Below are 13,053 nucleotides of genomic sequence, written 5' to 3' on the forward strand. Positions count from 1 at the left end.
TTATTTTTCTGTTATACCCCTAAAATAAGAGTTCTACGAATGAAAAAAGTTTATTTTTTCTCTTTCCTGCTGGTTACCGGCCTTATTTTATCACAGCTTGTCCCTCATCTTTTAGAGGATAATTTCTATTCCTTCAAGATTTTCTTAGATGCGCTGTTGTATATTTCCCTGGCGTTTATCATGATCAATGTTGGGCGTGAGTTTGAAATAAATAAAAAACAGTGGCGATCCTACAGCAAAGATTATCTGGTGGCTATGGGAGCCGCTGCTTTTCCATGGATTTTGGTGGCACTTTATTATCTTTTTTTTGTGGCGCCCCTTGAGATGCGAATTTGGAGTGATGGAGATGCATGGAAAGAAACATTCCTGTTGAGCCGTTTTGCGGCACCCACTTCGGCAGGCATCCTCTTTACGATGCTGATCGCTGCCGGATTAAAGCACACATGGGTATATAAAAAGGTACAGGTGCTGGCTATCTTCGATGATTTGGACACGATCCTGCTGATGATCCCTTTGCAGATAATGATGATCGGGATGCGGTGGCAGATGTTCGTGATACTGGTTGTGGCTGTTGGATTGATTTGGGCAGGTTGGAAAAAGATGAATGCCTACAATCTCCGTCAGGACTGGAAATCGATATTGTTGTATTCCGTCGTTTTGTTTGGCCTGATAGAGGCTCTTTACCAGGTATCCACCTATTTCTTCGGTGGTGACGGCAGTATTCATATAGAGATTCTTCTTCCGGCTTTTGTCCTGGGGATGATTATGAAAGGCGACCATAATGCCGCGCCCGATCTGAAAAGTGAAAGGGTAGGAGATTTTATATCTTACCTCTTTATGTTATTGGTTGGGATGAGTATGCCTTTGTTTCTTGGAGTGGACTTCGGTACAGTCGCCGAGCAGTCGTCCTCTATAATTTCCCGCATACCGATACCTTCCTGGCGAGTGATTGCTTTGCATGTCGTTTTGGTAACTCTGATTTCCAATATAGGAAAGCTCTTTCCCTTGCTTTTTTATAGGGATCGCAAGATTGGTGAAAGACTTGCCGTTTCAGTGGGTATGTTTACCCGTGGGGAGGTGGGTGCCGGAGTGTTATTTATAGCGATCGGATATCAATTGGGAGGTGTTCTGCTGATTGTCTCGGTTTTGGCTATGTGTCTGAATCTGTTGCTCACCGGATTCTTTATCAGTTATGCCAAGAAACTGACTCGGGATGCTGTACGGGAAACGATAGAGATAGGTGTTTAGGTTGATATGAGCAGGATAAATTACATTCTGCTGTAAAAATTCTCCGTATTGCTTTGAAATACGGAGAAACATCTTTACATTTGCAGTCGCAAAAAAGGACAGCGTTTTTAACGCGTCCATAATCTTTGTGCTGAATATTATTGCGGAAGTAGCTCAGTTGGTAGAGCATAACCTTGCCCCAAAAGGAAAATGAAACTAACCTTGGCAAGGAGTGGCTGCAGAGTGGTTTGGTTGAGCATGTGGAATATTATTGCGGAAGTAGCTCAGTTGGTAGAGCATAACCTTGCCAAGGTTAGGGTCGCGGGTTCGAGTCCCGTCTTCCGCTCAAGGTGCGCTCGGATGGTGGAATGGTAGACACGCAAGACTTAAAATCTTGTGGCCATTAAGGCTGTGCGGGTTCAAGTCCCGCTCCGAGTACCAGGAGCCGCTGCAAGTCAATTGACTTACAGCGGTTTTTCTTTTTACGGGGCGGCAAAGGAGCGCCAAAGAAAATGACAGATAGCGTTTAAACAACTTTAACCATGCGCCTATATTTTCCCGTTCCACCTGCCTGTATTTTCCCTTTTAGTCTTTTTTGGAGTACATCGTTCAGCAATTATGACATGAATCAATCTTCACCCGCTTACAATACCCAAAGCTCCCCATCATCACCAATTTTCCCGAGTTGAAAAAATGTCCTTCGGGACATCGAAGAATGTCCCCAAAGGGTTACAGGTAGTAGGGATGAAAAACACCGTTACTGCTACTTACTACCTGACTACAAATCACACATACATGTAGTAATTACTAGAAAAAACCTCCTTACGGCACATTATCATTTCATTTTCAAACATTGTATTTGAATATAAGTAGTGTGGTACGATAAACCTCAAAAAGTAAGAAAAAAATCAGTTCCCCCGATGCAACTTTTCTTTGTGTGATTTCGTCTATATGATACTACAGTGTGCCTGACGTCGAATGATCGCCGGTCCTGCGGGAGAAACTGTTCTCTATGCAGTGGTTTTTATAAAACGATATAAAGGAACCATACTGTTTAAACATACTCCGAATTCGCATCAATTGAATATTAAACTGAAATAATATGGAACTTAAAAATCTCAAGTTATCTTCGATTGTATTATTTGTCTTAATCCCCTTTCTTCTGTCATGTTCCAAGGAAAAAACTCCTCAAACACTTGAGGTGGACAAAACGGAACTACACTTTCCCGCCGGTGCTGCCAGCCGCGAATTCAATATCACCACCACAGGCGTATGGAGGATAGAAGCCACGGGACTGTCGCCTTATATAGGACCCAATAGGGGCGATGCGGATTGGTACACCGTAGAGCCGATGGGCGAAACGGGAAATGCCAAAGTAACCGTGACATCGAAAGAGGGAACGGCCGGCAACACGGCCACACTGAAAATCAAATACGATGGAAGGGAGAAAATCGTGGAGCTTAAACAAGATGCTGTATCCGAAGGCGAATAGAACCATGTCTAAAGCACTCCTGTCTACGGGAATCGGCTTGTTGACATTTTTTGCTTCCGAAGCCCAAAACCATACCATCAGCGGTTATGTTTCCGATCTCTCTTCCAAGGAAATACTTATCGGTGCTACTATTATTGACGACGTGTCGGGCAAAGGGGCTTCGACCAACAGTTACGGCTTTTACAGCCTGACCCTGCCGGCAGGCAATATCAGGATAAGGTGTCAATCCGTAGGATACCTTACATACGAAAAGGATTTTAACCTGATAAGCGATACAGTGTTGAATATACCTTTATCTCAATCGGCATCGGAACTGGAAGAGATTGTGGTAATTGCCCGGCGACACAGTGTGAATGCGAAACACGGTGCAACGGACGTGCCCATTGAAAAGATAAGGAACACCCCGGCTCTGTTCGGGGAAAGCGACCTGATGAAGTCATTACAGTATGTTCCGGGTGTGCAACATGCCACCGAGGGTAAAAGCGACTTGACCGTGCGGGGTGGCAGCCCCGACCAGAACCTCGTGCTCCTCGATGGAAATGCGCTCTATAACATCAACCACCTGTTTGGGTTCCTTTCCGTTTTCAATACCGACGCGCTTAAAAACGTCACACTCTACAAATCCGCGTTTCCCGCCCGTTTCGGCGGACGCCTATCTTCGGTTATCGACGTCAATACCAAAGATGGAAACAAGGAGAAAATCGCCGGTTCCGCGACCGTCGGACTGCTTGCCGCCAAATTCAATCTTGAGGGCCCTGTAATCAAGGATAAAACTTCTTTTACCCTTTCTGCCAGGCGTTCTTATGCCGACCTGTTCATGGGGAAAATCCAGGAGTGGACGGACGAGGATGGAAATAGTCGGGATAATTTCTATTTCTACGACCTCAACGCGAAACTGCATCACAAGTTCAACGACAAAACTTCCTTCCACGTGATGGCATACAAGGGAGTGGACAGCTATAAAAACAGGATGCGGGAAAAAGATATTCCCGGTGAACGAACCCATTCTTCTACCCACCAGGATTGGAGCTGGGGTAACACCATCGTGGCGGCTCGCTTCAACAGGTCCCTTGCCGGCAACCTGTTCATGAATGCCAATCTCTCTTACAACCGTTATGCTTACCGGACTTCCATTGAAGAGAAATTTAATTTCATTGAATCGGAAAAAGAAAAGAGCGCGCATAACCGTTTACGCTACGATTCGGGAATCAGAGATTATACCGGTAGCCTCGAATGGGAATATATTCCCTCCACGAGACATTACGTGAGGGCAGGAGCGCATTTTGTTTTCCATCATTTCCGGCCGGAAGTTTTCCGGCTTTCCGAAAATGTCGGCAATGCTATAAATGCTGATTACCAATCCCCCGCACTTCCCTCTGCACGGACACATGCAAAAGAGACGGCGGTGTATGTGGAGGATGAGTGGACTGCCGCCAGACCGTTTATCCTGAATGGAGGAGTGCGGTTGTCGACATTTCATGTACGGGAGAAAATGTATGCGGCGCTTGATCCCCGCTTTTCGGCCAGGTGTCTTTTGGATGGGAGCACTTCCGTAAAAGCCGGGTACAGCCGTATGCGGCAATACATTCACCTGTTGTCGAACAATTCCCTCCTGTTCCAGACCGACCTTTGGGTTCCGGTCACCGATAAGGTCAAGCCGATGAATTCCAACCAGTATTCGGTGGGAGTATATAAGACTTTCAACCGCTTATTTGATTTTTCCATAGAAACTTATTACAAGACGATGGACAACGTGATAGAATACAAAGACGGGGCTTCGTTTTCCGGCTCATCTGCAAGTTGGGAAGACAAGGTGGAGGCCGGCAAGGGGCGTTCCTACGGTATGGAATTATCCGTCGAAAAACCATCGGGAAAGCTGACCGGATCGGCGGCTTACGCATGGGCAAAAACAGAACGGAGGTTCGAGAGGATTAACGACGGGGAATGGTTTCCTGCCAGATTCGACAGGCGGCATACCGCCAACCTTTATCTTTCCTATCGACTGAACAGGAAAATGGATCTTACCATCCAATGGACATACGCTTCGGGCGACAGGATGACCATCCCGTTGATGGTCGTGGAAGCCGCGGATATTCCCGACGCATGGAAACCGGGCGAAGGGTTGACGCAGTTCGATCATCGGAACAATTATCGCCTGCCCGCTTATCACCGGCTCGATATCGGGATGAATTACACGCCTAAGAAAGAGGGTGCGCGGTACGGAGTCTGGAATTTCAGTATCTACAACCTGTATAACCGGATGAACACTTTCAAACTCTACGTGCAAACGGATGTGGAGAAGGATGCGGGCGGCAAGAACACATACACGAGACGGTTAAGGAAAATAACCCTTTTCCCGGTATTGCCATCCCTATCATACACGTATAATTTTTAATCATGAAACGGCGCTACATACACGACCTGTATCCGGCTCTTTGCCTGTTGGCGGTTTTCCAATCGTGCGAGAGCGACGCGAGTTTCACAGGCGGGGAGTCGGTTCCCAAAATGGTGGTAAATTCCATCATAAATACCGAGGCGGAAAAACAGGTGTTAAAACTGTCTGAAAGTGTGTTCGCTTTCGGCAGTCAAACACAAAAACCGGTTGAGAACGCGGAATTGCAACTGACCGTGAATGGCAATGAGGTGGAATTGACCTTTGAAGAGGCAAAAGGGCTGGACCGCTATTATGGTTTTCCGGCCAATTTAAGTCCCGGCGACAAGGTGGAGATCCGGGGCAAATCTCCCCGACATGATGATGTATACGGTATGGACTCTGTCCCCGAACCAGCCGATATAACCGGGATTAAAACCGAATGGTTTACGGGAAAGACGGATAACAGAAGCTATCTGCGGATACTGATCACCCTAAAGGATACCCCCCGTGAGAAAAATTATTATAGGGTTATAGTCCGTGTGAAAAATATTTATGAATTCAATGGTGATTATGATCCCGACTGGCTTCGCTATGATGTACATGTGGATCAGGAACCCCTATTCAACTACATGCCGAACACGCCGTGGGACGAAACTCCCAATACATACCGTGTCTTTTCGGACGAAATGATTGACGGGAAAGAATATACGCTCAATATTTACGTGCAGATGGATAAAGAAAACCTTTGGGGAGCCAATCCGCGGACATTCATAAAAGCGGAAATACATACCTTGTCGGAAAATCTTTACAGGTATCTCCGTTCCGTGGAGCTTGCAGGGAACGGGGATAACTTTACCGAACCGGTTAAAATATTTTCCAATATCAGCGGAGGGTATGGAGTGTTGGGAATTTATAATATCAATGACAAAATTGTTGAGATAGAGAGGTAGCCTTCTTGATGCTTGACAACCATATTTTCACATCCCGATATGGTTCTTTCGTGAAAAAAATGTAACTTTGTGTTGTATGCTAAACCGGTATTGACGTGGATTTTTATAAACTGATATGCCGGGAATCCTGTGTCTGAACCGGCCATGAGGATTAATCTAAGGGTAGAAGCTGATATTTTGGCATTGATCGTGAGAAATTAATATATAAAAATATAGTCGTATGAAGAACTTGGCAACATCCTACATGGGCATTCCGCTCAAAAACCCGGTCATCCTGGGGGCATCAGAACTGGCATCTGAGATCGATTCACTGAAAAAAGCCGAGCAGGCGGGAGCTGCAGCCGTAGTCTATAAAACACTCTTTGAAGAACAGATACAGTTGGAAGATCTGCAATTCGACGAGTTGAAGGATGAGTACAACGATATCCATGCCGAGATGACCTCGCTTCATCCAGATATCGATCGCTCCGAGATAGAGTATTACCTAGTAAAGATCCGCAATGCGAAAGAAAACCTTTCCGTGCCGGTGATAGCCAGTCTGAATGCCGTGAACGAATCATCCTGGTTCCGCTACGCACGCCTGATCGAAGAGGCCGGCGTGGACGGAATAGAACTCAACCTTTACCAGACACCCACGCAGTTCGACCTTGATGCGGCGGAAATCGAAAATCGACAGATAGCGATGGTTGCTCAGATAAAAAAACAACTCTCCATACCGGTGAGTGTGAAACTCAGTTCCGACTATACCAATATCCTGCACTTCGCGAAACGTCTCGATGAAGCGGGCGTGGACGGAATGGTGCTTTTTAATTCTTTCTTTCAGCCTGATATCGATATTGAGAAGGAGAGTCACCGAAGAGCATTTAACCTGAGTAAGAAGGGTGATTACAAACCGTCGTTGCGTATCGCAGGAATGCTCTACGGTCGTGTGAATGCTGCCGTATGTGGTAGCAGGGGTGTCTTCAACGGGGATGATGTGATCAAGCTGATCCTCTCCGGAGCAACCTGCGTGCAGGTGGTAAGCGCTGTCTACAGGCATGGGATGAGACAGATCACGGGAATGATCCGTGAGATTGAGGAATGGATGGAAAGGAAAGGTTACGATACTTTGGATCAGTTCAGGGGGAAACTTTCGGACAGTGTGCTCAATAAAGACGACAATCTGCTCATCTACAAGAGGGCACAGTACGTCGACCTGATCCTTCATTCCGACACCATCTTCGGGAATATGCAGCACCGGGGTTTTTAACAATAGCGTTTCGGATAACGCGCGGCAATGGCAATGGCGGCGGCCATGCCGATCAGTCAGGAGACTTCGTTCAGTCTCCTGATTGCCTTTGAAATCTTCCGGAAGCCGTGGATGTTATTGAAGGCTACTCTCCGATGATTTGCACTTCGCAAACCCTTTTCCGTTCACGGATCTGGTCCCAGTCCACAAAGTAGATGAATCCGAAATCGCCCAACGAGAGCTTTCCGTCGACCAGGGGTATGGTTTCGGAGCGTCCGAAAAACACGGAACGTAAGTGGGCGTCAGTGTTCAGGCTGCCTTTCGGTTCTTCATCCGGGAAAGTGAGCGCGAATTTGATGTGCTCCGGACCCGGATGCAAATATTGCCCTTCGGTTCTGCATGTCGGCACCAGCTTCTCCATGATGTTGTTCAAATCCTGTTGCAGGTATTCCCTGCCGAAGAAATTGAGGTCGTGCGAACATTCCTGCGTCATCACCGAGCAGGTGGTGTGGTGCGAATAAACGACACAAATGCCGTTCCGCACACCGGATTCATCCACAATTCTTTTTACCTCGTCCGTCACGTTGTGAAAATCCGGCCTGTGATCTTTCGACTGAAGGTCGATCGTTCCCCTGTAAAGTCTCATTTTTTAATCTCCTTTCTTGGTTGTTTTGTAAATCAGTTATTTATTCAAATCGTCCCATGCTTTTCGAACGGCGCCGATCATTTCCTCCAGCATCGCCTCCGGATCCTCCGCCCTCATGATCCCGCTGGTGGTGCCCGTGGCGTCGGCCCCCGCCCGGATCGTCCTGTAAACATCCTGCCCGTTCGTGATTCCGGCTGCCTGCAATATCTGGATCTCCCTGTTTACCTTCTTTATGGCGGAAGTGGTCGCCCTCACGTACTCCTCGTCGCTGGTCTGTCCCGTGCCGATCAGCTCCGTGGGTTCGGCCACGATAATGTTGGGAGAAAGGTGGGCAATTGCTTCCGCCTCGCGGATGGAGTCGGCACATGCCATGGAAACCAGGCCCACTTCATCCGCCCGTTTGATTGCCCGGGACAAATCGGCCAGGGTCATCGGCTTTTCGGCGTGGTTGAGAATGACGCCGACGGCGCCGGCCGCTTTCAGCGCCTCGGGAAGGATGGAGCCGTTTCCCCTGCCTATCGGGATAGGATCCATGTGTTGGGCAAAAACAAGCACGTGCTTTGTCTCCTTGGCCAACAGGTAGATGTCCGACGGTTGCAGTGTCAGGATTATTCTCACATCGTACTTGACGGAAGCTTCATCGGCCGCTTTCGCCAGCCTCAGCATCCTTTCCCCGTACATGTAGGCTTTGGGGCCGATTTCAAAAAATGGCGGTTTAATTGTTAATCCCTTATACATATCGTTTAGTAATTCCTTTAAGTTTCGCAATCTTTCTTGTTTGGTACTAACACTCGGTTCCCGCTGCTTCATTTACCCGTTCAGCCTGCTGCCGACGGCGCCGCCCGGGTGGATCAGGGCAAACTGCTCCAGCGAATACCCGGTGATCTCCATGATGGAGGCGAGCAGGGCGTCAAAAATGGCGATGGTGGCCACGAAGCTGGCCGTCGCCATGACATTCAACCCGTCACTTTCCTTCTCGATTTTCAGGGGGAGAACGATTTGTGATTTTTTAGCCAGGGGAGCCTCCAGGTTCTCGGTAACACCGATAAGTACCACCTCTTTTTTATTGCACACCTCGATGATGGGCAACAGCTCGGCGGTCTTTCCTCCCCGGGAGACCATCACCACCGCGTCTCCCTTTTTCATGCATCCCATTCCTCCGTGGATGGCTTCCGCCGGCGACAGGAATTGCGCGTTTCTCTCGATGCAGCACAACGAGTGGGCGAACTTTTTGGCCGCGATACCGGATGACCCGCTGGCGCAGGTGATTATCTTGGGACAGCGGCTCAATGCTTCAACGGCTTTCACGAAGCTCTCCTTGTCCAGGTAATCCGCGATGTCCGAAATGGCCTTGCTCTCAATCCTTAAGGATTGTTTTGCCCGTCGCAGGATCGCCTCTTTTTCTAACTCTTTCATCATGTATTTAGCCATTTATATTTTTCCACATTTACCGGATCCGGGTTTACCAGCCGGGCATGTCTCGCCTGTGTTCCGAAAGACTCTTTCCTTTCTTCTTGTTGGATATCCCCTCTCGCCGCGATCAACGCGGCTCCCCGGCAGGCCAACTCACGGCATTCGGGTACAATAAAAACCTTGTTGAGGATATCGGCCTTCACATGCGTCCACAAAAGGCTCCGGGCTCCCCCTCCGGAAGCTGTTATCGCTTCCGAAAGGTTTTCTTGATCCAGGCTGGCCACCAAGTCTCGTAAGCTTAAACCGGTCGATTCGAGAATCGCCCTTACAAAATGTCCGTGGGAATGCTTGTCTGTGATGTTCCGGAACCCCGAAAGCGATTCAAACTTGTCGGCACAGGGAGAAGCCTTTAAACCGTCACTTCCCGGGGCGATGCCTTCGGCCCTCTTTAGCAGTTCTTCAATGGATAATCCGGGAGCAAACTTTTTTTGATACCACTCCAGCGCTGTAGCCCCGTTTTCATTGAAAGCCATTTGAAAATAATATCCTTTCCTTAATCCGGGAGCGATGTTTATTCCCGTTCTCGGACAAAAGCCTTGCCGGTAATTCACGCATGCCAGCACGGTGCCCGTCGACTCGCAAACCTGGGTTGAGCTCGTTAAGCCGGCGCCCACAGCGACCATATGGTGGTCCAATCCTCCCAGGAAGAATTTCGTGTCGGCAGCCAATCCCAGTCGTATCGCTCTTTCTCCGGCTAAGGTGCCGACAAGGCTTCCCGTTCTTTGGGGAGGGAACAGGAGCTTTTTGTGGATATCCAACGTTTCCAATGCTTCGTCCCACCACTTTTCTCCAGGCACATCGAACAGTCCCGTCATGGATGACGTGCTGAAGTCGCTTGCTTTTTGTCCGGTTAACGAGAATGTCAGGTAGTCTGAAACGGACGCAATGCTGGTTGCCTTCTCCCAGATTTCCGGCTTGTTCTCCCGGAACCAAACTATCTTGGCCGCCATGGATTGCAGGCCGGGCAAAATTCCTAATCCTGTCTTCTTCAGAAAATTGGGGTTTCCCAATAAAGAGCGCAGGACGGAAGGCATTTGTCCGGCTCTTTTGTCGGGCCACAGAATCAATGGAGTGAGCGGATGAGCCGTTTCGTCCAGCAGGACAAAACTGTTGGCTTGCGATGAGTAGGAAACGGCGACCAGCTCGTTGGGGGTGATTCCTGCCTTTTCAATTGCCCAATTAACGCATTTACGCAGTGCAGCCCAAAATTCAGCGATGGGCAATTCACAGATATTCCCATCGCCTGTCTGTTTATTCACCAAGCAGCGTCCCAATCCGGCGAGATATCCCTGTTCATCGAATACGCCCGCCTTGAAGTAACTTGTTCCCAGATCTATTCCAAGGTAGAATCCCATTTCACTTCAATTTTAATTGCCGGATTGTTTCGGCCAGCATGAGTTCCCCGGCCTTGTGATCAAAGAAGGAATTTCCCGCCTCGTAAAATCCTTTTTCGTGCGCTTCCCGGGTGACGATATACCCTTGAAGTTCTCCGTTGGCATAGGTGATGAAAGCCACATTGGCCACATGTTCTTTCAGTTCCAGCCCGTACTCCACGAACACCTCGCCGGGCCAGGCTGCAAATTTCCATTCACCCACCTTGATTATTTGTATTTCAGCGGGCAGCACGCTTCGGTATGCCTGTTCCAATTGGTTGTCCCGGGCTAATTTGGCCAAACAGAGGAGCTCTTCCGAACCAAACCAGTTCACTTCTGCCGTGCGTATCTCTCGCGGATCTTTCGAACTCTTTTTAAGCTCTTCGAAACGTTTTCTGGTTTTGTCGCGATGTTCCTTTGCCCGCTCCACCGAGGGGAAAGTCCGTCTGGGCAGATCGACGAATTTTTGAGCGGCCGAAACAGGTATATGGGAGGAGTAAGTCACCGTCTCCGTTAGTTTGGAAATGATGGAATCTGTCACAATCTGTCCTATTCGTTCAGCCTCTTCAAACGTGTTGGATTTCGTGACATGCCGGGGACTCTGATTGCCGGCAGTTCCGGTAAAATATACGACAGGACACTCTTTTCCCAGCAAATCATTTTGAAGTGATTTCCTGACATAATGCGGAAAATCTCCACTGTACAGCGTTGAGTCTTCGTGCAGAATGGTTGGATGCATATTGCAAACCAGCATACAACCGATAAAAGCACCGGTTTTATTCTTGACTAACAGAACGGGCACATCCATATCCTTTGCTCCGGTGGGATTATGACGGTTTGTCCCAACGCCTGTTGCATCTCCAACAACAACGGCAATCTCAGCCCACGTCGCCTTTTCCACTGCCTGGCAAGCGGCTTTTACGGTGCTCTCTTCCATGAATTTCAGGAAGCTTCCGTCAACTTTGGGAACGACGGGGTCGTTCGCGCTGATTGCCAGGTCTACGGTAACCGGAGCCGAATGGGTATGCGTTGCCGCTATCAGGATGTTGGAATCCCGTATCCCGGTTTTTTTGGAAATTCCTTCTCTTATCCGCGCCGTGGACGCTTTACTCACGTATATGACATCGTTGGAGATAAACAAGACCTGATTTTTCCCGTCCGTCAAATACAAAGCTGAACTTAACAGGTCGTCGTGCGTGCCGGTGCTCATTCTCTCCACATAGGGGTAGCCGTACAAGAAGTGCGATTCTTGCGGGGTGATGTTTACGGTTGCCGCGCCGGCTTTTAACTTGCTCATGTCCGATGTTTTCTAATATTCCTTATTCCAGTCTGTTTCAATGTTTTGCGCGATGGTTTCCGACACGTAGACATCCGTCCTCAATGTCTGAAGGATGGATTCGGGCACCAGCGGCGTCACCGGCCCGTGCAGCACGAGACGCGTGGTGAATCGTTGCCATGCGGTGGTGGTGCCGTGCACCGTAATGGAGTGCGTGTCGAAGCGGTGCTTGGCGTTTATCACATCAGCGGGGCCAATGGTGGCTGCCTTGGGAGGCACCGCCGCCAGGTTGCCGCTCTTGCCGAACACGCCGTGCAACGAGTTTTGGGCGAGGGTGAAGGGGCTTAGCGTGCAGATTCTTGCTCCCATCTGCTTCCAGTCTTCCAGGGAGCCTTGGAATTCGGGCGCGTCGGGTTCGATAAAAGCCAGATGGCCTGTCCACCCGGGCCCGCTGTAGCAGATATCCGCTCCTCCCGCATCGGCGATCATCTTGCTGTAATCCCTCACATTCTTGTTGGTAAAGCCGACGAATTGCTTTTTGTCCGGTCTCAACTTTTCATCTATCGCGTAATAGAAATACTTCATCATGGCATGGGTAAATCCGAGTTCCCATTCTTCGGGCGCGATATTCCCGTTTTCGTCGGCGTACTCGTCCATCGCGAAAGCGTAGATATTTCGACAGTCGATATTACAAGCATTGATTAATCGGGCCAGATGTCTGTATAGCCGAGCAGGATTGGGCAGTATCATCACGAGTCTTTCCCCGGTATCCGAAGAATGCTTTATTCTTCTGAACATATCGGTAATCCAATAATGCGCGACATCCGCATCGGGAATTACCTTTATCCTGAAATCGGGATTAGGGTGTTTCTCCATATCCTCTCTTTTGATGGCTGACACCCTGTTAATTTCTTTTTTATCTCTAAAGGGTACCCATTCAGACGGGTTGAAGTCGAATTGCTGATGCCCTGTATTATGCCCAGGGTCAAGCACAAATTTCCGAGTTTGTTCCAT

At 48.7% G+C, this 13,053-nt stretch carries 11 protein-coding genes and 2 tRNA genes; 7 read left to right on the forward strand and 6 right to left on the reverse strand.

Annotated elements, in window-relative coordinates; genetic code table 11:
* The first annotated feature begins 39 nt into the window (after nt 1-39).
* The 7 genes from D7D25_RS06410 (at nt 40) to D7D25_RS06435 (ending at nt 7,292) form a co-directional block, all read left to right on the forward strand.
* Entirely contained in the window at nt 40-1,248 is a 1,209-nt protein-coding gene (locus D7D25_RS06410; protein WP_122968126.1) for a sodium:proton antiporter, read from the forward strand.
* A gap of 252 nt (nt 1,249-1,500) precedes the next feature.
* Nucleotides 1,501-1,573, forward strand: a tRNA-Gly gene (locus tag D7D25_RS06415).
* Between the two features lie 8 nt (nt 1,574-1,581).
* A tRNA-Leu gene (locus D7D25_RS06420) sits at nt 1,582-1,668 on the forward strand.
* A 760-nt stretch (nt 1,669-2,428) separates the two neighbouring features.
* Entirely contained in the window at nt 2,429-2,719 is a 291-nt protein-coding gene (locus D7D25_RS17845; RefSeq protein WP_148038867.1) for a BACON domain-containing protein, read from the forward strand.
* Nucleotides 2,697-5,114 carry a TonB-dependent receptor gene (locus tag D7D25_RS06425; protein ID WP_158602555.1) on the forward strand — a complete coding sequence of 806 codons (2,418 nt, stop codon included), beginning with the start codon at nt 2,697-2,699 and terminating at the stop codon, nt 5,112-5,114. The genes D7D25_RS17845 and D7D25_RS06425 overlap by 23 nt, the downstream gene beginning before the upstream one ends.
* Nucleotides 5,115-5,116: 2 nt before the next feature.
* Nucleotides 5,117-6,043, forward strand: a complete 927-nt coding sequence (locus tag D7D25_RS06430) for a DUF4249 domain-containing protein (RefSeq protein ID WP_122968128.1) — start codon at nt 5,117-5,119, stop codon at nt 6,041-6,043.
* A gap of 220 nt (nt 6,044-6,263) precedes the next feature.
* Nucleotides 6,264-7,292: a dihydroorotate dehydrogenase-like protein gene (locus D7D25_RS06435; RefSeq protein WP_122968129.1), complete on the forward strand. Its 1,029-nt coding sequence runs from the start codon at nt 6,264-6,266 to the stop codon at nt 7,290-7,292.
* A 124-nt stretch (nt 7,293-7,416) separates the two neighbouring features.
* On the opposite strand, the gene D7D25_RS06440 is transcribed toward D7D25_RS06435, so the two are convergent.
* The 6 genes from D7D25_RS06440 to D7D25_RS06465 all read right to left on the reverse strand — a co-directional run bounded on the left by D7D25_RS06440 (nt 7,417) and on the right by D7D25_RS06465 (nt 13,053).
* On the reverse strand, nt 7,417-7,917 hold the full coding sequence (locus tag D7D25_RS06440) for a secondary thiamine-phosphate synthase enzyme YjbQ (protein ID WP_122968130.1): 501 nt from the start codon (nt 7,915-7,917) through the stop codon (nt 7,417-7,419).
* Between the two features lie 36 nt (nt 7,918-7,953).
* Entirely contained in the window at nt 7,954-8,655 is a 702-nt protein-coding gene (locus D7D25_RS06445; RefSeq protein ID WP_122968131.1) for a triose-phosphate isomerase, read from the reverse strand.
* Nucleotides 8,656-8,727: 72 nt separating this feature from the next.
* Nucleotides 8,728-9,348: an SIS domain-containing protein gene (locus D7D25_RS06450; protein WP_122968132.1), complete on the reverse strand. Its 621-nt coding sequence runs from the start codon at nt 9,346-9,348 to the stop codon at nt 8,728-8,730.
* Nucleotides 9,333-10,745, reverse strand: coding sequence for an L-fuculokinase (locus tag D7D25_RS06455; protein WP_122968133.1), 1,413 nt, complete (start codon nt 10,743-10,745; stop codon nt 9,333-9,335). Before D7D25_RS06455 ends, D7D25_RS06450 begins: the two co-directional genes overlap by 16 nt.
* 1 nt (nt 10,746) lies before the next feature.
* Complete coding sequence (locus D7D25_RS06460) at nt 10,747-12,060, reverse strand: neutral/alkaline non-lysosomal ceramidase N-terminal domain-containing protein (protein ID WP_122968134.1); 1,314 nt, start codon at nt 12,058-12,060, stop codon at nt 10,747-10,749.
* Nucleotides 12,061-12,072: 12 nt separating this feature from the next.
* A complete protein-coding gene (locus D7D25_RS06465) occupies nt 12,073-13,053 on the reverse strand; it encodes a hypothetical protein (RefSeq protein WP_122968135.1) in 981 nt (326 codons plus the stop codon).

The organism is Proteiniphilum sp. X52 (genome assembly GCF_003712195.1).
Classification (GTDB): domain Bacteria; phylum Bacteroidota; class Bacteroidia; order Bacteroidales; family Dysgonomonadaceae; genus Proteiniphilum.